The sequence below is a fragment of the Novosphingobium sp. FW305-C-30-35 genome (assembly GCF_058783135.1).
Genome location: NZ_JBYSYJ010000001.1, coordinates 1 through 19,194 on the forward strand (window position 1 = coordinate 1; position 19,194 = coordinate 19,194).

Consider the following 19,194-nt stretch of genomic DNA (forward strand, 5'->3'; position numbering starts at 1 on the left):
CTATTCGCGCCTTGAAGCTCAGGCCCCATCGTGCTGCAGGAGTTGTCTCTTTCAGGGTGCAGCTTTTCAGCAGACCAATCGCCAACTCCGGCGTCCCCGCCATAACAGATCGGGCAGATTGGCCAGATGCCGTTAGTATCTCGGCAGTATCGATCGCCGAAAATGCCTTCGGTGATGTTGTTGTGCAAAGTCCCGTCGATGTCTTGAATGACCAGACACGGTCGTACTACGCCATTGTCGAAGGACTTGATGATGGCGGGACTGTTGTAAGCTTTGGCTATGCGCGTGGCGGTGATGGCACCAGCCTTGCGCAAATGCAGCGCGGGTTTTACCGGATGCCCAACGGTGCATGGAGTGCCGTCGGCACAGCCTCAGCAGCAGCGATCGAAGTTTTGACAGACAAGGCCCAGATCAAGGCCAGTGCCCTTCCAGCAACGACGCCCACTACAACCACATCTTCAGGCCCGAGCAAGCGACGCGGCTTGCTCCTGATGCTGGGCAGGACAAACCTCGTCTTTGATAATACCACGCCGACTACCCATCGGCGTGCGTTTACGCTGCCAGCCAATGCCAAGCGCATCCGTGAGGTGATTTTCAGCCATTCCTCGGCTTTTCAGGTGCCTGTCACTCTGGCTGCGATCACATCTGTTACTTCGGTTGGGAACTTCGCCGCGGCAGGGGCGGCGTGGCAGCCGTTGACGTTCAACGGTGGCGCGCCCACCGGCAACATGCCGCCGCGTGCTGGCGCCAATCGCTACGCCATGCTTGCCTCTGATTCCGCCAACTTTGCTTTGCTCGATCGCACAGATGTAGTGGGCGCTGGTAAAATCGTGATTGTTTCGGCGTTCCTTGGTGGTGGCGGGTCGCCAGTTCTGCTCGGCCAGGCAGGAACTGACGATTACCGAACGGACTGGGAAGCGCGAGCGGACTTCCCATCGGTCATGCGTTGGAACACTGGCGATTGCGTAACCAATCCCGCAAACTTCACGAGCACAGAGAACCGCGTTAACGGCACCTGCATCGCTGGACTTGTGGTGGAATGCGACGACGGCGAACTGATGAGCATCGGCTTTGTCGGCGACAGCATCACCAATGGCGCGGGCATCACCGGAGCCAATGGAGTGCGCTATGGCCAAGGGTGGGCAGAAAAGCTGGCCTATGGCCTGAATTCAAAGCATCGCGGAGTGCTTCCTACGCTGCTCGGGTGGTCTGGCACCAGCATGGCGAACATCCGCGCCAATGCGCTCGACCTATACGATTTCTGCGCGGCGCGCGGCTTGCCGGTGCCAAACATCCTTTTCACACCCAACGCTTCGCCGAACTCGATGGGCACTCCGCTGCTGGAAAGCCAGATGACGGCCCAGCGCGCGCTATCGGATGACATCGTGAACCGTGCACTGGCGGCAGGATCGCAGGTGGTAAAGTGGCTTTGCCTGCCGGTTGATCCGACCACAAAGGATCTCGATCCCAGCGCAGACCCGAATGATGGCGACAAGTTCCGGCGGAATTACAACGATGCCGACAGGGCATTGGCTGCACTGCAGACCGGAGCGGTCATCGCTGACTACGACGCCGCCATGGCCCTTGGTTTCGATGCAGATGGGCAGGCGCTGTTCAACGATGCCTTGGAGGATGATGGCATCCACCCGAATGCTGCTGGGCATGATGTGCTGCATGACATTGGCCGAAGTGCTGCGCGCGTTGTCATGCCAGCGGCGGGGTATGCCGTCGGTGGACTGGTGACCGTATGAACTGGCAAGAGATTATGCAGATGTGACATTATGCCTCCGCTTGTTCCGGTGCCGATAAGGTCCTCGGTGACGCTCATCGATCGGCATTGGTTCCGTTCGAGATGGATGTCGAATGAAGGTTGTGGCAATTGTCGCAGCAAATGGCGCGCGCAGTTCGATTCATTTTTTTGGGAAGGGACAATCCCAAAAAGCGCTTTTCTGCATTTCATGAGATGGCGCGGCGCTTGTCTGCTGAAGGCTACCTTGTCGAATTTTTCGAGTCCGTTCGTGCGCAGGCTAACATCGATCTCAACAGGCAGCTGGACCTCTTTTGGCCAGGTTTGTCCAACAAGATCGGTTCGGGACATCCGGCTCATCTCCGCATAATCAGGTTATGCGTGAAATCCCTACTGATGTTGCTGAGTCCGGAACGGATACTGCTCTTTCGAGGTGTTCTGTCAAAGGACGCCTTCAGGTTGGCTTTGGAGCTGGAGCGGTATCTCGATTCCGTTGCTGAGCATGTTGTTCTGATCGGCCACTCTGCGGGTGGAATTGCTGCAGCGAAGGCATCTGACCATTCGAAAGTAAAAGGCATCGTTTGTATGGGATACCCCTTTCGTCATCCCGATCGTCCACCCGAGCCCTACAGAACGAAGGTCTTGTCCAGAGTCTCCAAGCCCATGCTCATCGTGCAAGGGAGCCGGGACGAATACGGGTCGGACCCCGCCTCATTCGGGCAGTTCCTGCCTAAGGATTGCAAAGTGCTGATCGTTCCCTCCGGCCACGATTACAATGATTTATCAGAAGCGGACTTGGACAAGGTCCTTGCCAGCTTGAGGCTATGGCAGGAATTTAGCAGACCTGCCGCCGTGCTCAGCGCGAAACTCGAACTGTAGGCAAAAAGAAACCCTGCCAGTTGTGCGACGCGGCAGGGTTCCAGGTCGGTGTGGTCACACCATTGTCCGCCCATTTACTCACCCAGGCAGGCGGACCTGATGCAGCATTCGCACAGATGGTTCAAGGCATTCCAGTAAACCCCGGCTCTACTCGCGCGCGAAGATGACCAGACAGAGTTGATCGCAAGCACCGTTGCACCGCCTTCGTTGTCAGCAAGGCTCTGACAACGCTCCCCCACTGATTTCCGCGCGCGCGCGGGGCACCTTTCGGCATCGGTCGAACTGGAGCCCCGCACGATGTCATATCCATCAGGTTACGAGTGGCTGGGTCTGCAAGGCCAGCTCCCCCGAACAATCATAGAAAGCCTCAAGCTGCTCGACGTTGCCGAGGTGGTGGGCAAAGGATCGAACGCGACCATCCTTGGCTGGCGCGACGAGCTCAAAGCAGCGGGCGTTAAGATCCAGGGCTATTCCGATGACGACATTCCCTGGTGCGGCCTGTTCGCCGCGATCGTGGCGCATCGCGCGGGCAAGCGGGTGCCGGAAAATCCCCTTTGGGCGCGCAACTGGACGAAGTTCGGCTCTCCGGTGGTGAAGGCCGCGCTGGGTGACGTGCTCGTGTTCGAGCGGCCTGGTGGCGGCGGACATGTCGGCTTTTACGTGGGCGAGGACAGGACCGCTTTCCACGTCCTGGGTGGCAATCAGGGCAACGCCGTGACGATCACGCGGATCCGCAAGGAGCGCTGCATCGCCGTGCGCCGCCCGGAATACACCGCACCGCCTGCCAGCGTGCGCCGGTTCGAGCTGGCAGCAGCAGGCGCGCTTTCGGGCAACGAGGCATGACCGGCGAGCGCTTCTACTGCGCGCTGGCCGTCGCACGCTGGCAGGCGGGGCCATTTTCGCCCTGATCGACCAACTGATGGAGGCGTTCTGGTGATCATCAATTTTCTGAAGGCGCGCGGGACTCTGCTCGCCCTGATCTTCATCGCGGGATGGGGCGCTGCCCTCAAGTTCGACAACCATCGCCTCACCGGGCAGCTTGCCCAGTGTCAGCAGGGCAAGGTGCTGATCGTGGCGGCGGTGAAGGAAGCCGACGCGCTGGCCGAGGCCGCGCGCGAAGACGAAGAGCGGCGCCATGCCGCGAATGCGCAAAGGAGCGAGGTTTCCCATGATCAGGATCTGGAACGCGCGGCTGCTGCTGCTCGCAGCTATCTTGCTGCCCATCGCATCGCCGCTGGCGGGGTGCGCGACCAAGCCGATGGAAGTGCGGGCCGCAAAGCCCCTGCCACCGCCGAAGGTGGAAGTGCCGGGGTTCCTGCAGAAGTGCCCGCCGATCCCCTCGTGGCTGTCTCAAGTCGTGATCTGCAGGCCTGCACCGCCGCCGTGACTTATGCCGTGGCGGCGCACAACTGGGCCGCAACGATTGATCCGCCGGAGACCGAACCGGCCAACTGACCCCGCCCATCGCCGGGATCCGCAGAGGAACGATTCGCGCTATTGCCGAATCGTTCCTTTTTCGTTCTCAAAGCCGGATGGGGCGGCGCAAACTCGACAAGATCACCGATTACGTCCGCGAGGAGTATAACCTGCGGGTGACGTGCCTTGGGTGCGGTCATGTCGCGGTGCTGTGCTCGCGCACGCTGATGGTGATGAGCCGCCCGAACAAGAGCGACAGGCTTGACGTGATCGAACAACAGCTCAAATGCCGGAATTGCGGGGCGCGCAATGCGGCGTTGCAGCCGACATCGCGGGATCCTGACCCAATCGTCTAAGGGTTCTCAATCCGGCCGACGAGTGCCCCGGATGAAATCGATGGTACCGCGGACGGCAAGATACTCGCGGCGTGCCCAGAGCGCGCCCAGGATCACCAGCGGAACCGACGGGAAGCCAAGAATGACGGCGAACATTATCATCCGGCCATGCTCATCAGAGGGGCATCACTTTTCGAGCAGCGCCAGCGCCCCATCGTTGATCAGCTCGATGTCCTCTGGGCCGAAGCCGAGCAGGCGGCGGCGGGGGTACCTGGTGCGGACGCTCTTGCCGTTGGGGGCGCGGCCGACGAAGTCTTCCTTGCCATAGTGGTGCGCGGCGGCGGTGTGGCCGACCATGCCCTCGAACCCGATGGAGCCTTCATCGGGTGTGACGCGCAGCTTCATCGAGCGGGCGAGCTTGATCTTGGGGAACATCTTTTTCGCGCGGCGCACGCGGCCCTTGCCCGAGGTGAGGCGCTTCCTCGGCTTGCGCGGTTCCATGGCGCTGCCATCGGGCTGGATGTTGGCGGCGATGCGTTTGGCGTTCTCGCGGCGAAGAGCCTCCATGGCCTTGCGCATCACGCGGCGGCGCTGGCCGGGGGCGAGGCGGTTGAGATAGGCCGCGAGGAAGGGTTCGAGCTCGGCGAGGTCTTCCGCCATTGATCAGTCGGCCTCTATCGGCGCGACTTTCACCGGTTCGCCATCGTTCGCGCGCGTCCAGATCGAGGTGATCGGGCCGGAGGCATCGCGCAGCGGCTCGGCATCGGGGAACAGCGGCACCTGTTCGGGCACGACCTGCAGCTGCCAGCCACCTTCGACCGCATAGGCGACGATGATCTCGCGCAAGGGCAAGGTCATCTTCACGTCGAAAGTCTTGTCGCCCATGATGTCGACTTCGAAGGGGAAGCCCGGCGCGTTTGGCTGGGTGATGTCAGGCTGCTGATCGCGCAACCAATCCACCACGACGAAGAACAGGCCCTCCGGCTCGCCGGTGAAATCCTCGTACACCACGTTGAGCTGGTATTCCCAGGCGAAGCCGCGCTGGCCGTTCTTGCTGGCGCGCGTGGTGCCCTGTTCGATCCACATCGCCAGCTTATCCGGATTACGGACCAATTCGGGATACATCGCGGTGATGGCGGCGCGGAGCAAGTCGGGCTTCTTCACGGCATCAATCCTTGCGTTCGTGGCGTAGCACTTCGATGTGCCAGGTGTGCCGCACCGCCTTGGCCAGCAGAGCAAGGGCCAGCAGGGCGAACAAGGCCGAGACAGTGAGCAGGCAGGCCATCACGCTTCTCCGTTTGGACCTGCAGGCGGCTGTTGCAGGCCGATTCTGCGCCGGAACAGGAAGGCCGCGCCATCGAGCAGCAGGGGAAAGCCGACGAAGCCCTGCGCGATCGAGAGCAGCACGGCGGCGACCGGGCTCAACTGCTGATAGCTGACCAGCACGACCGAGATGGTTGCAAAGGCGGGCAGGGCGGAAAGCTCGGCCAGGGCGATGTATTGCCGGCGTCGACGCCAGTGCAGTGCCAGCACCGGATCATCGGGCAGATCGGGCGATGCGCCATAGAGCTTGATGCCAAGGCGCGCGACGACGACGGTGGTGGCGGCGAACAGCGAGGCTGCCCACCAGAACAGGAATTCGCGCCAGTCTTCGAGGTTGCTGCCCATCTTCAGTCCCACAGGTTCACAGTTTCGAGGGTTTGCGATGCGGCCTGCGGGGGATCCGGCAGCGTCACGGCGGTGCCCTTGGCAATCACGGGGCCAAGTGCTGCGAGCAGGGGATTGAGTTCGAGCGCAGCCTCGACCACGCCGCCCGAGGTGGTGCCCAGCTCGCGCCAGCACATCGCGTCGAGCGTGTCGCCCTGCTGTGCGGTTACAGTTCGGGGCATGGTGCCCTTTCCCTGATGATCCGCCACGAGACGCTGTTGACGAAAGTGTAGCGAGGGCACCGCTCGACGAGGCCAAGGGCCTCCATTTTGATCAGTTCGCGGCGCATCTTGCTGGCAGACACGCGCAACCGGCGGGCAAGAATGTAGCCCGGCTCTGACGGATCGGAAAATGCGGCGAGGATCTGCGTATGGTCCATCAGATCAGCTCCACGGTGGTGCGCGGCACGGCGAGGATGTCGCGGATCGCGGCGGTGGCGAGCTTGCGATAGTCCTCGGCGGTGAGCAGCTGGGGCTCGGCGCGGGTCTGGCCGTCGGTAGTGGCGGAAAGATCGCGGTGCAGCTCGGCCAGCTCGGCAGCGGCGTGGAACCGCACCGCGCGGGTATAGAGTAGGGTCAGGCGATGTTCGCCGCCGGTCGTGCGATCAGGCTCGACATCGGCCAGGGTGCTTGCGCCTTCCGATTCCTTCGTCGCGCGCCACCAGGCCAGCTCACCTTCGACGGTGAGCAGCCCGCCCTCGATCGCGCCGACGAGGCGGGTGTGGGTGACCTGATCGGTGATGCGCAGCGCATCGCGCATCGCGTTGCAATCCACGTCGGGATACCAGCCATCGCCATCGACTTTCGAGTTGGCCGGAGACGTTGGCGAGGCTGGCAGCGCGACGAAGGTCATTTGCGGTTCCTAAAGGGTGGGGGGTGAGGTTACGGCCTTTGGTTCGCTTGCGCTGCCTCGGTCGCTTCCGCCCCCCGGCTCGGGTGGAGCAGCTCGGGATCAGGTGGCAGGTGGGCTTGCCGGTTCGGACGCGGCCTTCTTCAGTTCGCGGTCGAGGGCTTCGATCAGCTTCTTGACGCCAGCGCCCTTGTCGAGCGTCAGGGCGGACTGGAAGCAATCGCGGGCGTTCTTGAGCAGGCCAGATTTGCCACCGGCAACGGCATTGTCGGCGGTGGCGTCGAAGGCGTCGGCGGCGCGCTGGAAAGCGGTGCCGAGCGCCTTGTAGAGCTTGGCTTCGACCTGGTCGAACATGTCGCGGCCCAGCAGCAGCTCGTCGAACTTCTGCAGCGTCACGAGGTCGATCGAGGAAGCGGGGGCGAGACCGGCCTCTGCCACCTGTTCGGCGATCAGGGTTGCGGGCTGGCGCTTGTAGCGCTCGGGCAGGGCCAGGCCGTAGCGCAGGAAGTGTTCGGCAAGGCGAAAGGCCAGATCCCAATCAGCGATATCGAGCGACCAGATCAGCATGTTGCCGACGATCTCGTCCTGCGCAGGGGTCTCGGCCGCAAGCGCGCCTTCCACCCATGGCAGGTACTGGCCGATCATGCCGCGCTTCGCCTCGATCTTCTTGTCGGTCGACTGGATCTGGCGCAGGCGGTTCATGTCGATCTGCAGCGCGGCAAGGAGCTGCTGATACTCGCTGGCAACGGGGCCGCTGGTGGGCATGGCAGCGCCGCCCGAGGCAGGTGCTGCGCCACTGGCCATCTCGGCCAAGATGCGTTGGCGATTGCGAAGGGCGGGGGAGAACATGGCGGCGGCTCCTTGGATGGGTGGCCAAGCTATCCGGCGCTTGGCCGGCCAGTCAGGTTATGGAGCATTTCGCTCCCCGTGCTGGCCTCTGTCTGGGCTCTTGCGGCACCGCCCCGAATGGCAGGAACCGCCGTCAAAGCCTCCCGGTGGTATCTTCAAAAATGCCCCTCTGGTTGGCTGAACCCGATAGGGTCACCGGGCCAGAGGGGCAGTCGTCGCACCGGAGCTGGGTCGAAGGCTCCGGCAGGGTCTGGGCTCAGGGCTTACGGGGCGACGCGGGCAGGGGCAGCGCCGAGGACGATATTCTCGACCAGGGCGACTTCCTCGTAGTCCTCGACCACGTAGTCCATGTTGACGCTTTCGTAGTTGGCGATGCGATCGTATTCCGGCTCATCGGCCAGACGGCGGCGGCGCGTGCCCTCCTGGTTGTAGATCGAGAGGTTTGCGAGACGCGTGATCAGCAGCGCGTTTGCCGGGAAGTATGGCACCTGGATTGCCTGCAGGCCGCCCAGCGTCTTGGTCGAGCGCAGGATGCGATCCGTGGCTTCGACCTCGGTAGCCGTTGCGCCGGTTTCCTGCGCGATGTTGAAGTACTTGTCGTCAACCAGATCGCTGCCGACGATCACCACCAGATCAGTGCTGTTGCGGATGCGATCGGGCAGGAGGCGCTTGGCATCAAGCACGAGGGCATCGATCGAGCTGTAATCCGCCTCGGCGTGGGCCGAACCGCCGGTGGCGTTGTAGGCCGCGTTGGCATCGAAGAGCTCAACGCCAGCCTTGACGTAGATCTTCTTGAGCGCGGCGTTGTTGGTCCCGTCGGTCTTAACCGTCAGGTTGCCATCGTTGAAGACCTGCGCCGGGGCCTTCGTGCGGATCTTGTGCAACCAGCCTTCGGCCAAATCCTGCAGCAGCGGGTTGGCCACGATATCGGTGGTGGCAGCGCGGCTCGTGCCGTTCCAGCCTGCCATGATCAGATCGCGGCCCTGCTGGCGCAAGATGGTGAGGGCGAGCAGCTGCTCGAACTCGGGGCGGTGACGCCATGCATCGAGCTTGTCGTACCGGCGCGACCAGTCGAAGTTTGTCTGCAGACAGTTGTAGCTGTTCGTTTCGCCGTTGTCGGTCGGATCGGTGGGGTTGCGACGGGTGCCGCCCGAAGTATCGACACGGCCAGCAATGGGGCGCGTGGTTTCAAGGCCGAGAGTCTGGCCGGACTGCTGCGGCACATTCTCGATATTGATCAGCCCGAGGAATTCGATCGATTCCTTGAGCTTTTCTTCGAAGCGCTGCTCGACCGTGGGCGCGACCGAGAAGGTGACGGACGGGTTTGACACGCCGTTGAGCGAGGCGATGGTCGAGAGGTAGCTGGTGAACAGCAGCCGGGTTTTATCAAGCATCTTTGGGGTCCTTCAGCATTGGTGCGGGACGAAAGGGGAAGTGCGGGGCTGGCTGCGGATCAGAATTCGGCCTTGAGGCCGGTGGCGTTGCCGCCGGTGGCGAGAGTGCGCTGCGCGAAGCCCTGCGGGTTCGAGTCGGGGGTGAGCGCCGGGGTGGCTTCGAGCTTGTCCGTTACCGCCTTGACGTCAGCGGTCAGCTTTTCGATCGAAGACTTGGTGTTGGTCGAAACCTCAGTCACCGTCGTCGCCAGCTGGGTGAGGATTGCGCCGAAAGCTGCAAATGCCGTGCCGTCAAATTCCGGTGCGGATGGGGCAGGCGGCGTCTTGGGCTCCTCCTGCGATTGCTGCTGGGCGGCGTTGCCGCCGCGCATGCCATCGAAGAACGCTTTGATTGAACCAAGCACGCCTGTCGGATCGGGATTGGCAGCGGGCTCATCTGCGAGCTCGAGGGTGAACTCAGTGGCGGCGGTGAAGAGGTTGTCCTTGTCGAGCTTGCGCGAGGCAAGGGGGTTTTTGTCGCCCTGCGAGGCAGCGAACTGCAGCATCTCCGTGCCGAGGCTGGCCGGGCTGTCAGTGACGGCGAGACCAACCAGGTAAGCCTTGCCGCTGTTAGCGAAGTTCGGGCTGATCTCGATCGAAGAGTAAAGCTTCTGGCGCTTCTTGTTCATCGCGATCAGGGCATCAGTGACGTCCAGCTCGGCAAAGAGTGCCAGCTTCTTTTCCGTCTTGCCGGCGAGTTCCAGCTCGATCTCTTCGGCCTTGAGCGAGAGCACATCGCCATAGGCCTGGAACGGCGCGTCGGCGGTGATGCCACGGACATGCTCCATGTTGATGCGCGCAGCATAGGTCTGGCGATTGTAGGTTGCAGCTGCATCGACGATCCACTGCCGTTCGATCGTGCGGCCATCGGTGGTCTGGCCTTCGACAGCCACTCGGAAAAATCGCGTCTTCGCCATGGGTTCGGCTCCGGTTCTCGGTTGGTGCCGTTCCCCTGGCGGGTGGGAGCGGCTGATCTGACAGTCGCCAAAGGACAGTTGCCGGGGCCTCTTCGCAACGCGGGCGCGTTGTAAGCCGCGCAGTCACAACGCAGCGGGGGCGAAAGGCCGGGAACAAGCGCCATAGCTTGCCCGCCATGGAGCCACCTGATCACGACCAGGGCGACGAGGAACCGACCGGCGGGGGCGGTGACTCAAACGTCATCAAGTTTCCGGGTGAGCTGACCCGGCTGAAGGCGCGCGCGCTCTACTGGCGGCACTGGACCATGCAGCAGATCTCGGAAGAGCTGCAGGTGCCCTATTCCACCGTCGCAACATGGAAAACGCGGCACAAGTGGGACGACGCCCCGCCGATCGCGCGCGCGCAGGAAGGCACGCTCGAGCGCTACCTCGCCCTGATCGACAAGGACAAGAAGACCGGCGGCGATTACAAGGAGATCGACCTGCTCGGCCGTCAGCTCGAACGGCTCGCACGGATCGAGCGCTATCGCGAAGGCGGGAACGAGGCCGACCTCAATCCCAAGCGCAGCAATGGCGCGAAGGCCGCGAACGCGAAGAAGCAGGAGGTGAAGAACCTGATCACGCCCGAGATGGCGGCGAAGCTGCGCGCCGACATGGAGGGCCGGCTGCACGGGCGGCAGAAGGGCTGGCTGCTGACCAGCACCAATCTGCGCACGCGCATGATCCTGAAATCGCGGCAGATCGGCGCAACATGGTATTTCGCGCGCGAGCGGTTCCTCGTCGGCATGGAGACCGGCAAGAACCAGATCTTCATCTCGGCAAGCCGCGCCCAGGCGAACATCTTCCGCAACTACATCGTCCAGTGGGTGCAGAAGGTTTGCGGGGTGACCCTGAAGGGCGACCCGATCGTGGTGCAGCGCGGATCGGACGACGAGGATGCAGAACCGCTCGAACCGTTCGAGCTGCACTTCCTCGGCACCAATTACCGCACCGCGCAGGGCTATCACGGCGATGTCATCATCGACGAGTGCTTCTGGATCTACGGCTTCGAGGAGCTGTTCAAGGTCGCCTCGGCGATGGCGACCCAGAAGCAGTACACCATCACCCTGTTCTCGACGCCCAGCACGCTGGCGCACGAAGCCTATCCGATGTGGTGCGGCGATCGCTACAACCGCAAGCGCCCCAAGGCCGACCGGGTGCAGATCGACATCAGCCACGAGGCGCTGAGGGACGGCCAGCTTGGCCCCGATGGCATCTGGCGGCAGATCGTCACCATCTACGACGCGATCGACGGTGGTTTCGACCTGGTCGACCCCGAGCAGCTGCAGCAGCAGTATTCGCTCGAGGAATTCGACAACCTCTTCCGCTGCATCTTCCTCGATGACAGCCAGAGCATGTTCCCCTTCGCCATCATGCGCCGTTGCATGGTCGACAGCTGGGATGCCTGGGCGAAGGACTTCCAGCCCTATGCCTTGCGCCCCTACGCGGGCGAGGTCTGGCTCGGCTATGATCCCAACGCCAGCGAGAATGGCACCGGCGACGACGCCGCGCTGGTGGCAGTGGCCGCGCCCAAGACGATCGGGGCCAAGTTCCGGGTGCTCGAAAAGAAGCGCCTGAAGGGCCTCGACTTCGCCGCGCAGGCCGAGGCGGTGCGCGAGTTTTACGACAAGTACAACGTCACCAAGATCGGGATCGACATCACCGGCGCGGGCAAGGCCGTGCACCAGCTGGTGAGCAAGTGGTTCCCGATGGCCCACGCGATCACCTATTCGGTCGCGACCAAGACGCAGATGGTCCTGAAGGCCAAGAACGTCATCACCAGCAACCGCCTCGAGTTCGATGCCGGGTGGCTGGACATGATGCAGGCCTTCATGGCGATCCGGCCCGAGATCACCAAGGGCGGCACGCAGGTCACCTATGTGGCGAGCCGCGCGGGCGGAACGGGCCACGCCGATCTTGCCTGGGCCGTGATGCACGCCCTGGCCTTCGAACCCCTCGACATCACCGAGCCCGCAAGCGGCACCACCACAGTGGAGGTTTACGATAATGACTAAGCGCAACAGCAGGGCTCGGCGGATGGCGCGGAACCAACTTGCCGACGTCGGGAATTTGCCGGTCTCGGCCAGTGCGATCAATGCCGATGGTACCAAGTCGCCGGTCCAAGCCGATATCGCTTTCACCTTTGGCGATCCAGAAAGCGTGATCGACCGGCGCGAGATCTTCGACATGTTTGAAGTGGCGCACAATGGCCGCTGGTATGAGCCCCCGATCAGCCTGACCGGGCTTGGCCGCGCCTATCGCATGGCACCGCACCACCAGAGCGCGATCCTGCTCAAGCGCAACCTGCTGACCGCGAGCTTCGTGCCCTCGCGCTGGCTTTCCATGGCCGAGTTCGAGAAGTGGGCGCTCGACTTCCTCGTGATGGGGAATGGCTACATGGAGCGGGTGGACAACCTTGCAGGCAGGCCGCTGGCGCTACGCTGCTCTCCGGCGGCATGGACGAGGGTAGGGCTCAAGCCTGACCAGTTCTTCTGGCAACCGCGCCAGGGCGGCGCGTGGGTGGCCGATGCGGTTGAATATCGCGCTGGCTCAGTGTTCCACATGCTTGAGCCCGACCCCATGCAGGAGATCTACGGCATGCCGGAATATCTCTCGGCGTTGCAGTCCGGCCTGCTCAACGAGGCGGCGACGATCTTCCGGCGCCGCTACTACCTCAACGGCAGCCATGCTGGCTTCATCCTTTACCTCGCCGACGAGGGGATCACCAACGAGAGCGCCGACGCGATCCGCAAGGCGCTGCGCGGGGCGAAGGGAATGGGGAACTTCCGCAACCTGTTCATCCATTCGTCCAAGGGCAAGCCCGACGGGATCAAGCTGCTGCCGATCGCCGAGGTGGGATCGAAGGACGAGTTCCTCAACATCAAGAGCGTGACCGCCGAGGACCTGCTCGCCGCGCACCGCACGCCGCCCCAGCTGCTCGGCATCGTGCCCAAGAACACCGGTGGCTTCGGCAACGTCAACGACGCCGCGGCGGTGTTCTACGAGATGGAGATCATGCCAATCCAACGCCGCATGCTGGCGATGAACGATTGGCTTGGCGTGCCGGCGGTGGCGTTCGAGCGGCCCGCGATTGCGCTGCAGGTTGGGCAGGCTGGGGGCGCAGCGACGGCGCGCGCGTGATGAGCAAAGAATTCCTCGTCGGTAGGCGGGGGCAGGGCCGTTGGCGCGGTCCTAACCGGCGGACTGGACTCCGCCACGAACCGAACGGTCCGGACGCGTCTTGCGGCCGAATCGATCCGTCCCGCCTCTCGGCCGAGAATGGAACGGATAGAGAACATAGAAGCGGAGTCCAGTCCCATGTTGAAAGAGTTTGATGACCTGTTGCCGGTTGATCCGGTCAAGCCGCTCGCCCCCTACATCGGCGGCAAGCGCAATCTAGCCAAGCGCCTGGTGCAGCGGATCAACGCCGTGCCGCATGATACCTATGCCGAGGTGTTCGTCGGCATGGGCGGAGTATTCCTGCGCCGGGATCGCAAGCCGAAGGGCGAGGTGATCAACGACTGGTCGGAGGACGTGGCGACGTTCTTCCGCGTGGTGCAGCACCACTATGTGCCGTTTCTCGACATGCTGCGCTTCCAGATCACGAGCCGTGCCGGGTTCGAGAAGCTGCTGGCGATGGAGCCCGGTTCGTTGACGGACCTGCAACGTTCAGCGCGGTTCCTATATCTGCAGCGCCTTGCGTTTGGTGGGAAGGTCAACGGGCGGGGGTTCGGCGTAGTTCTGGGCAGCGGCGGGCGCTTCGACGTGACCAAGATCGGGCCGATGATCGAGGCGGTGCACGAACGGCTTGCGGGCGTCATCGTGGAGCGGCTGCCCTGGTCGGACTTTATCACCCGGTACGACCGACCGGCCACGTTGTTCTACCTCGACCCGCCATACTACGGCTGCGAGACCGACTATGGCCGGGACATGTTCCGGCGCGAGGAGTTCGAGGCCATGGCCGAGCAGCTGCGCGGCATCCGTGGCCGGTTCATCCTCTCGCTCAACGATCATCCCGAGGTCCGCCGGATCTTCGACGGCTTCACGATCGAGGGCGAGCAGGTGACCTATTCCGTTGGCGGAGGCACGAATGCAAAGGCGTTCGGCGAGGTGATCATCTCAAACTAGACGTGCAGCTACGCCAAGAGTTGCATCAGCGTTCGCACACCGATTATGGATCAACCGCGCGCATTAACCCGCCCGGGCATCAACCCGGAATCGTTTCGGACGTCGGGTTAGGGCGTGCACTCTGGACCATTCAGTTTCATGGCCGGGCATAGCTTTCGGTGACCGCAATCTGGCGCCTTAGTTAAGCTGCTTCGTCATCCGCACCGTCATCCATAGCGGCCTTGCGCCACTCGATGTCCAAGCTGATATCCATCGGAAGCTCGATTTTTTCACCTTCCGGTCGGGTCGAATTCCAATGATCAAGGTCCAGCGACAGTTGCACGCCGTCGTCGACCATTTGTTCACGGCGCATGACCGCCGACTTGCGCATGTTCGACGGCGTTGTCTCGGGATCATCAATATCAATCCAGAAGAAAGCGCCTTGGCCCGCTGACGTGGGAACAGCATGGTACGCGCGGTAAGGGCGGCCACTCGCTCTATCTTTGCGAACCTCCTGTCGAGCAGCGTCACGGAATTGTGCAGCTAGCATGTCCACTGGATCTTTCGGTACAGGCATAGGCCAGCCCTTGCGCATCGCGAACAAAGCCACATCACGCATGTCGATCTCAGCTTTTCCCGTTTCCTCCCGATAGAGGCGGATAAGCTTCTGCATATCTTGAGCTTTTGACATTTCCCGTCCTTATTCGCCGACTGGCGCAATGTTTCCAAAACCGTCGACGTAGGCCGTCGGCAATACATAAGACCGAATTTTCACTTGATGCTGCCGGAAGCGTTCATATCTTCCGGTGATATGCTGCAACTGACCTGCGACAATGCCAGGATGAACGCCCTGACTGCGTGCAAAACCAATCATATCGCGTTCTGAGAACAGCGGAGCCTTCCGCTCAACGAAGGCCCGCATTTGCGACTTCGGAACACCAAAATTGGCTGCAGCTTCGTTGGCGAGCCGTTCTTCTTCCGGAATGTCAGAGCCAGTTCCCGCGCGCGCACCATCCAATTCGGCATCGAGCGTCATGGCGGACTTGCCATGGCCGAGACGCACGTGCTCCAACTCGTGGCGGAGCACGAACCAAAAGTTATCATTCCGGTCGTGACGCAGTGTCATGCCGACAACCGGCGAGTGATCGTTCAACCAAAAGCAAACGCCGTCGATTTTTGCAGTCGGCAGGGTTTCGACGACTACGTACCGGATTCCTGCCATCGCAAGGATTTTGGGGACTTTCCGGACGTTCTCAGCAGAAACCATAAGAGACCGAAGTTCGCGCAACGCTCCATCAAGTGCCTCCGGCGAATAGCGCGGGACAAGCATCTCTGATGCCATCGCACGAACCCGATATAGCCAAGCTAGCTGCGCGGGTGTTGCATCGACATTCACCTGCGTCTTCTTCGCAGCGTGGGGCAAAATCTCAATATCGCTGACTTGCGATACGCCGAAGAACGCAGTCAATGCTTCTTCGACCTCGGGAACGTTCCGAGGGTTTGCTGCCCCGAGCCACCCGCGCTTTGCCATTTCTGCAATTGGCAGACCGCCAAACAAATGAGCACGAGTAGAACGGGCTGGATCCGGACGAGCAGAAGCTTTCGCCAAAGCGAGATCATATTCCTTCTGCAAATTCAAGAATTCCGAGGCAGGAACGCCAAAAACCTCTTCGAGAAGCAGGGCGGTCTCCGCATCGAGGGACTGTTTACCCAGTACGATCTTATTGATCGTGGCATCGCCCTTGCCAATGACCATCGCGAGAGTACGCTGGCTCCAACCTCGCTGAGCGAGAAGCCACTCGATGTACTGTCCAGGTGTTTTGAACTCCGGCATTGCATTGATCCCCTACCACGACTCTGGCTGTGTTCCTATAGCCAAATTTCGAAATAGAGCTATTTAGAAATTTGGGGGCCGGGAACACCCATTCACACTTGCGATAACAGCCACGGCGGCATGCCTCATTCATGCAGTGGCAGGCTAAGCTTAACCGTGTAAGCGCTTTGCGTCACCAATCTGACCTGACACACTTAGGCGTGGCTAACGCAGACGCCCGCGGCAGCGCCGAGCGCGAGGAGCAGTGGCATGGGGCCGGTCTAATTGAATTGCCATGCGTTGCCACGGGAATAGGCATGTGCAGGGAGAGGCGCGCGGACTTCGTCAGTCTCTCGGCATGCGCAAAGGCTAGTCGGCCCCACCCCGCGCCCGCTGACGCCCAGATGCTCCTCCACTGGGAAGGCTCACCACTAGCCCCCGCGCGCCGCGCTTGCCCCCACGCCCCGCCTGCTCGCTTTTCGGGTTGAAATTACGCATGGGAAGGGACCGCTACGCGGGTTTATTCACATTGAGATGTGGGGTTTGATCGGGATCGACGGTGCAGTTGCCGATTAACGCAGAATTCCGATCATTACGCACCTCTCCGATAGAGTGAGGGTGCAGTTAGGCACAGTTCTTGCGCCCTCGGCCCCTGCCGAGCCCCCGGAGCGGCCATAGCCGCTCCGTACACGGGTGCGGCCCGTGCTCCGCCTTTGGCGGATACTGCGGTGAAGGTGGGGTGACGTGATCAAATTACGTGTGGCGAAGCCACTCCTTTCCATAGGGGATATATCCCCTCCCGGTTTCTCAAGCCCTCGAAGATTCGCGCTCCTGGTCCAACAGACGCGCGATGCGGGCAAGCGTTTCTCCCGCGAGGTTGTCGCCTGTCCACGTGTCGCGGACCAGTTCCTGCGCGCTGAGGCCATCCAGCATAGACTTCCACTCAGCCGCCTGCGCTTCCTTGCGCCAGCGCGCATCGTCGGGGATCGGTGCCTTGCCCAGGAGATGCTTGATGAGCCCCTCGATCGACTTCGGGATGAGCAGAGCATAGGCGTTGGTGATCTGTTCGACCTGCGGCCCTGCTTCACCCTTGCGCTCTGTCGGCCTGCTGCGCCGGACCCAGTGCAGGAAACCTGCAGCCCGGAGTCGGCGCAGGGCCGCGTGTACCGCCGCATAGGAATGACCCACCGCGTCGGCAATCGTGGCAATTGCCGGTTCCAGTTCGCCAGTCTTGAAGTCGACGAACCGGGTATAGAGCACCTCGAGTACGTCCAGTCCGATTTGCCCGAGCACTCCGTTGCGACATCCGGGGTGGGCGCGCTGACGTTCGCGCCTGGTCCTCCGTTCGAGCTCCCTCGCGCTCTTTAGAATGGCGCCGATGCGACGGCGGGCACCGCGCTTGGTGCCGTCGGCGATCGGACGCCAGATGCGCTTTTCGATCTGGCCTTCGGTGTAGCTGTTGCGCCAGACGGGCTGTCCGGACCGGAAGGCTTTTTGCGGCTTAGCGCTGGCGACGATTTCGCCGATCGAGCGGGCGCTCATGCTGCACCTCGCACTGCGGCGCGGTCACGTCCGGCATGATGGCTCCCGGTGGTGGGAAGCCATCCAGCAGTAGATCGGCCCACTCCTGCGCCAACTCGCGCCGGCGCGGCATGTAGAGGTAGCGATTGTAGATGATCTCGACGCCTTCCTGCACATGTGCCAGCATCAGATCGATGATCTCGCGATCGTCCTTTCGATCGGCCAAGGCGGCACGCTCGTTCATCACGGTGGAGAACGTTGCCCGCCAACCGTGAGGCACGTGCTTCCCGGTGAAGCCCACTTCCCGATAGTGCTTCGAGACGGTCGACGGCGATATCGGCTTGTCGGCCTTCGTCATGCCGGGAAACAGCCAGGTCTTGCTGTGGCTCAGCAGCATGGCGACTTTCACCACCGCTACGGCCTGTTTCGAAAGCGGCACAATGAATTCGTACGTCGCGTCCTTCTTCTGGCTGCGCGTGAGCTTCATCTTGTCGGCCGGAATGCGCCATATTGGCTCCGGGCCATCCAGCCCCTCGAACTCGGAGCGCGCTGCCATCCAGACCACGCCGGGGCGCGCCGCCGTCAACGCCAGCAGGCGCGAGGCCAAGCGAACGCCCCAGTAGACGCCCGACGTCGCCTCGGAGTTGCGCAGAACGCGTTGCGCGTTGAGCACGGTCAGCATTGCAGGCCGAAGTTCCGGCTCGCGCGGCTTCAACGCCTTCTTGATCAGCGCTGCCGGGTCCGTTTCCGCCAGCCCGCTCGAAATCGCCCAGACGAACACATCCGAGATGTGAATACGAACGCGGTGCGCCATTTCCAGCGCGCCGGTCTTTTCGATCTTCCGTATGGCATCCAGCACCATGGGCGCGGAGACCTTCTTGATCGGGATCGCGCCGAACTCCTTGAATACGTGCCGCTCGAATCGTTCCAGGATCTGCCGAGCATAGCGAGGCGCACGATTGGACGTGGTTTCGCGGTGCCACTCGCGTGCCACCAGCTCGAAGCTGTCGAGAGCCTCCGCCCGCTTGGTGACCTTCTCCTGATGGCGCACCACCGAAGGGTCCTGCCCGTCGTCCACCAGCGCTTGAAGTTCGTTCCGCGCCTTCCTGGCTGCCGCGAGCGATAACTCGGGATAGGTGCCCAGCACGATCTGCTTTTGCTTTCCGGCAAACCGATAGCGGAAGCGCCAGGACTTCGTCCCACCCGGCAGCGCGTGTAGGTAGAGGTTCCCGCCGTCCGCCAAGCGCTGCTCTGGCGAAGTCGACTTCAGGTTCTTGCAGGCCTTGTCGGTCAGCTTCATTCGATACCACCAGCGGTGCCATCAAAGTGATGGCACAGGGCTGATAACGAGTGGCAAAGGATGGGAAAAGAGGGAGGCTGAAATTCAGCGTTTCCGGGCACTTTTGCCAATGTGTGGCAATGGCTGGGAAAGTAAAGTGGCTCCCTGAGTAGGATTCGAACCTACGGCCGCTCGATTAACAGTCGAGAGCTCTACCGCTGAGCTATCAGGGAGCAGCCCCAGTTCCCCGGGGCAGGAGCGCGCTAATAACAGGCGATTCTCGTTTGGCAAGCACCTGTTTCG

Annotated in this window: 22 protein-coding genes and 1 tRNA gene; 8 read left to right on the forward strand and 15 right to left on the reverse strand. The window is 62.1% G+C overall.

Features of this window, described 5'->3' with window-relative positions; genetic code table 11:
* Positions 1-203: 203 nt before the first annotated feature.
* The 5 genes from AC3WLM_RS00005 to AC3WLM_RS00025 all read left to right on the forward strand — a co-directional run bounded on the left by AC3WLM_RS00005 (position 204) and on the right by AC3WLM_RS00025 (position 4,398).
* Entirely contained in the window at positions 204-1,751 is a 1,548-nt protein-coding gene (locus tag AC3WLM_RS00005) for an SGNH/GDSL hydrolase family protein (protein WP_492476162.1), read from the forward strand.
* A gap of 140 nt (positions 1,752-1,891) precedes the next feature.
* Positions 1,892-2,626 carry an alpha/beta family hydrolase gene (locus AC3WLM_RS00010; protein ID WP_492476163.1) on the forward strand — a complete coding sequence of 245 codons (735 nt, stop codon included), beginning with the start codon at positions 1,892-1,894 and terminating at the stop codon, positions 2,624-2,626.
* 297 nt (positions 2,627-2,923) lie between these two features.
* Positions 2,924-3,469, forward strand: coding sequence for a TIGR02594 family protein (locus AC3WLM_RS00015; RefSeq protein WP_492476164.1), 546 nt, complete (start codon positions 2,924-2,926; stop codon positions 3,467-3,469).
* 90 nt (positions 3,470-3,559) lie between these two features.
* On the forward strand, positions 3,560-4,081 hold the full coding sequence (locus AC3WLM_RS00020) for a hypothetical protein (RefSeq protein ID WP_492476165.1): 522 nt from the start codon (positions 3,560-3,562) through the stop codon (positions 4,079-4,081).
* A 77-nt stretch (positions 4,082-4,158) separates the two neighbouring features.
* Complete coding sequence (locus AC3WLM_RS00025) at positions 4,159-4,398, forward strand: hypothetical protein (RefSeq protein ID WP_492476166.1); 240 nt, start codon at positions 4,159-4,161, stop codon at positions 4,396-4,398.
* Between the two features lie 6 nt (positions 4,399-4,404).
* Here the strand turns inward: AC3WLM_RS00025 and AC3WLM_RS00030 are convergent, their stop codons facing one another.
* The 10 genes from AC3WLM_RS00030 to AC3WLM_RS00075 all read right to left on the reverse strand — a co-directional run bounded on the left by AC3WLM_RS00030 (position 4,405) and on the right by AC3WLM_RS00075 (position 10,132).
* Positions 4,405-4,539, reverse strand: coding sequence for a hypothetical protein (locus AC3WLM_RS00030; RefSeq protein WP_492476167.1), 135 nt, complete (start codon positions 4,537-4,539; stop codon positions 4,405-4,407).
* Between the two features lie 24 nt (positions 4,540-4,563).
* Positions 4,564-5,037 carry a phage virion morphogenesis protein gene (locus tag AC3WLM_RS00035; protein WP_492476168.1) on the reverse strand — a complete coding sequence of 158 codons (474 nt, stop codon included), beginning with the start codon at positions 5,035-5,037 and terminating at the stop codon, positions 4,564-4,566.
* Between the two features lie 3 nt (positions 5,038-5,040).
* Positions 5,041-5,541: a phage tail protein gene (locus AC3WLM_RS00040; RefSeq protein WP_492476169.1), complete on the reverse strand. Its 501-nt coding sequence runs from the start codon at positions 5,539-5,541 to the stop codon at positions 5,041-5,043.
* Positions 5,542-5,661: 120 nt separating this feature from the next.
* Complete coding sequence (locus AC3WLM_RS00045; protein WP_492476170.1) at positions 5,662-6,045, reverse strand: hypothetical protein; 384 nt, start codon at positions 6,043-6,045, stop codon at positions 5,662-5,664.
* Positions 6,046-6,047: 2 nt separating this feature from the next.
* The gene (locus AC3WLM_RS00050; RefSeq protein WP_492476171.1) at positions 6,048-6,266 is read right to left on the reverse strand and encodes a tail protein X; all 219 of its coding nucleotides are present in this window, start codon (positions 6,264-6,266) and stop codon (positions 6,048-6,050) included.
* Entirely contained in the window at positions 6,251-6,463 is a 213-nt protein-coding gene (locus tag AC3WLM_RS00055; RefSeq protein ID WP_492476172.1) for a hypothetical protein, read from the reverse strand. Before AC3WLM_RS00055 ends, AC3WLM_RS00050 begins: the two co-directional genes overlap by 16 nt.
* The gene (locus AC3WLM_RS00060; protein WP_492476173.1) at positions 6,463-6,936 is read right to left on the reverse strand and encodes a head completion/stabilization protein; all 474 of its coding nucleotides are present in this window, start codon (positions 6,934-6,936) and stop codon (positions 6,463-6,465) included. Before AC3WLM_RS00060 ends, AC3WLM_RS00055 begins: the two co-directional genes overlap by 1 nt.
* 99 nt (positions 6,937-7,035) lie before the next feature.
* The gene (gene gpM / locus AC3WLM_RS00065) at positions 7,036-7,782 is read right to left on the reverse strand and encodes a phage terminase small subunit (RefSeq protein WP_492476174.1); all 747 of its coding nucleotides are present in this window, start codon (positions 7,780-7,782) and stop codon (positions 7,036-7,038) included.
* Positions 7,783-8,045: 263 nt separating this feature from the next.
* On the reverse strand, positions 8,046-9,176 hold the full coding sequence (locus AC3WLM_RS00070) for a phage major capsid protein, P2 family (protein ID WP_492476175.1): 1,131 nt from the start codon (positions 9,174-9,176) through the stop codon (positions 8,046-8,048).
* 59 nt (positions 9,177-9,235) lie between these two features.
* Complete coding sequence (locus tag AC3WLM_RS00075) at positions 9,236-10,132, reverse strand: GPO family capsid scaffolding protein (protein WP_492476176.1); 897 nt, start codon at positions 10,130-10,132, stop codon at positions 9,236-9,238.
* A 176-nt stretch (positions 10,133-10,308) separates the two neighbouring features.
* Here AC3WLM_RS00075 and AC3WLM_RS00080 point away from each other — a divergent pair, with 176 nt between their 5' ends.
* The 3 genes from AC3WLM_RS00080 to AC3WLM_RS00090 all read left to right on the forward strand — a co-directional run bounded on the left by AC3WLM_RS00080 (position 10,309) and on the right by AC3WLM_RS00090 (position 14,299).
* Positions 10,309-12,186 carry a terminase large subunit domain-containing protein gene (locus AC3WLM_RS00080; protein WP_492476177.1) on the forward strand — a complete coding sequence of 626 codons (1,878 nt, stop codon included), beginning with the start codon at positions 10,309-10,311 and terminating at the stop codon, positions 12,184-12,186.
* A gap of 22 nt (positions 12,187-12,208) precedes the next feature.
* Positions 12,209-13,312 carry a phage portal protein gene (locus tag AC3WLM_RS00085; protein WP_492476178.1) on the forward strand — a complete coding sequence of 368 codons (1,104 nt, stop codon included), beginning with the start codon at positions 12,209-12,211 and terminating at the stop codon, positions 13,310-13,312.
* A 177-nt stretch (positions 13,313-13,489) separates the two neighbouring features.
* Complete coding sequence (locus AC3WLM_RS00090; protein ID WP_492476179.1) at positions 13,490-14,299, forward strand: DNA adenine methylase; 810 nt, start codon at positions 13,490-13,492, stop codon at positions 14,297-14,299.
* A gap of 181 nt (positions 14,300-14,480) precedes the next feature.
* Here the strand turns inward: AC3WLM_RS00090 and AC3WLM_RS00095 are convergent, their stop codons facing one another.
* The 5 genes from AC3WLM_RS00095 to AC3WLM_RS00115 form a co-directional block, all read right to left on the reverse strand.
* Positions 14,481-14,969, reverse strand: a complete 489-nt coding sequence (locus AC3WLM_RS00095) for a hypothetical protein (RefSeq protein WP_492476180.1) — start codon at positions 14,967-14,969, stop codon at positions 14,481-14,483.
* 9 nt (positions 14,970-14,978) lie between these two features.
* Positions 14,979-16,112 (reverse strand): helix-turn-helix domain-containing protein, encoded by a 1,134-nt coding sequence (locus AC3WLM_RS00100; RefSeq protein WP_492476181.1) that lies wholly within the window; start codon positions 16,110-16,112, stop codon positions 14,979-14,981.
* A 786-nt stretch (positions 16,113-16,898) separates the two neighbouring features.
* Complete coding sequence (locus tag AC3WLM_RS00105; protein WP_492476182.1) at positions 16,899-17,633, reverse strand: replication protein A; 735 nt, start codon at positions 17,631-17,633, stop codon at positions 16,899-16,901.
* The gene (locus AC3WLM_RS00110; RefSeq protein WP_492476183.1) at positions 17,593-18,912 is read right to left on the reverse strand and encodes a tyrosine-type recombinase/integrase; all 1,320 of its coding nucleotides are present in this window, start codon (positions 18,910-18,912) and stop codon (positions 17,593-17,595) included. Before AC3WLM_RS00110 ends, AC3WLM_RS00105 begins: the two co-directional genes overlap by 41 nt.
* Before the next feature lie 137 nt (positions 18,913-19,049).
* Positions 19,050-19,124: transfer RNA gene (locus tag AC3WLM_RS00115), tRNA-Asn, on the reverse strand.
* Positions 19,125-19,194: the final 70 nt, after the last annotated feature.

Excerpts from the sequence above, each read along its gene's own strand:
- AC3WLM_RS00010 (WP_492476163.1), top strand. The coding sequence starts at position 1,892 with ATGGCGCGCGCAGTTCGATTCATTTTTTTGGGAAGGGACAATCCCAAA.
- AC3WLM_RS00015 (WP_492476164.1), top strand. The coding sequence starts at position 2,924 with ATGTCATATCCATCAGGTTACGAGTGGCTGGGTCTGCAAGGCCAGCTC.
- AC3WLM_RS00025 (WP_492476166.1), top strand. The coding sequence starts at position 4,159 with ATGGGGCGGCGCAAACTCGACAAGATCACCGATTACGTCCGCGAGGAG.
- AC3WLM_RS00030 (WP_492476167.1), bottom strand. The coding sequence starts at position 4,539 with ATGATAATGTTCGCCGTCATTCTTGGCTTCCCGTCGGTTCCGCTGGTG.
- AC3WLM_RS00035 (WP_492476168.1), bottom strand. The coding sequence starts at position 5,037 with ATGGCGGAAGACCTCGCCGAGCTCGAACCCTTCCTCGCGGCCTATCTC.
- AC3WLM_RS00045 (WP_492476170.1), bottom strand. The coding sequence starts at position 6,045 with ATGGGCAGCAACCTCGAAGACTGGCGCGAATTCCTGTTCTGGTGGGCA.
- AC3WLM_RS00050 (WP_492476171.1), bottom strand. The coding sequence starts at position 6,266 with ATGCCCCGAACTGTAACCGCACAGCAGGGCGACACGCTCGACGCGATG.
- AC3WLM_RS00055 (WP_492476172.1), bottom strand. The coding sequence starts at position 6,463 with ATGGACCATACGCAGATCCTCGCCGCATTTTCCGATCCGTCAGAGCCG.
- AC3WLM_RS00060 (WP_492476173.1), bottom strand. The coding sequence starts at position 6,936 with ATGACCTTCGTCGCGCTGCCAGCCTCGCCAACGTCTCCGGCCAACTCG.
- gpM (WP_492476174.1), bottom strand. The coding sequence starts at position 7,782 with ATGTTCTCCCCCGCCCTTCGCAATCGCCAACGCATCTTGGCCGAGATG.
- AC3WLM_RS00070 (WP_492476175.1), bottom strand. The coding sequence starts at position 9,176 with ATGCTTGATAAAACCCGGCTGCTGTTCACCAGCTACCTCTCGACCATC.
- AC3WLM_RS00075 (WP_492476176.1), bottom strand. The coding sequence starts at position 10,132 with ATGGCGAAGACGCGATTTTTCCGAGTGGCTGTCGAAGGCCAGACCACC.
- AC3WLM_RS00080 (WP_492476177.1), top strand. The coding sequence starts at position 10,309 with ATGGAGCCACCTGATCACGACCAGGGCGACGAGGAACCGACCGGCGGG.
- AC3WLM_RS00085 (WP_492476178.1), top strand. The coding sequence starts at position 12,209 with ATGGCGCGGAACCAACTTGCCGACGTCGGGAATTTGCCGGTCTCGGCC.
- AC3WLM_RS00090 (WP_492476179.1), top strand. The coding sequence starts at position 13,490 with ATGTTGAAAGAGTTTGATGACCTGTTGCCGGTTGATCCGGTCAAGCCG.
- AC3WLM_RS00095 (WP_492476180.1), bottom strand. The coding sequence starts at position 14,969 with ATGTCAAAAGCTCAAGATATGCAGAAGCTTATCCGCCTCTATCGGGAG.
- AC3WLM_RS00100 (WP_492476181.1), bottom strand. The coding sequence starts at position 16,112 with ATGCCGGAGTTCAAAACACCTGGACAGTACATCGAGTGGCTTCTCGCT.
- AC3WLM_RS00105 (WP_492476182.1), bottom strand. The coding sequence starts at position 17,633 with ATGAGCGCCCGCTCGATCGGCGAAATCGTCGCCAGCGCTAAGCCGCAA.
- AC3WLM_RS00110 (WP_492476183.1), bottom strand. The coding sequence starts at position 18,912 with ATGAAGCTGACCGACAAGGCCTGCAAGAACCTGAAGTCGACTTCGCCA.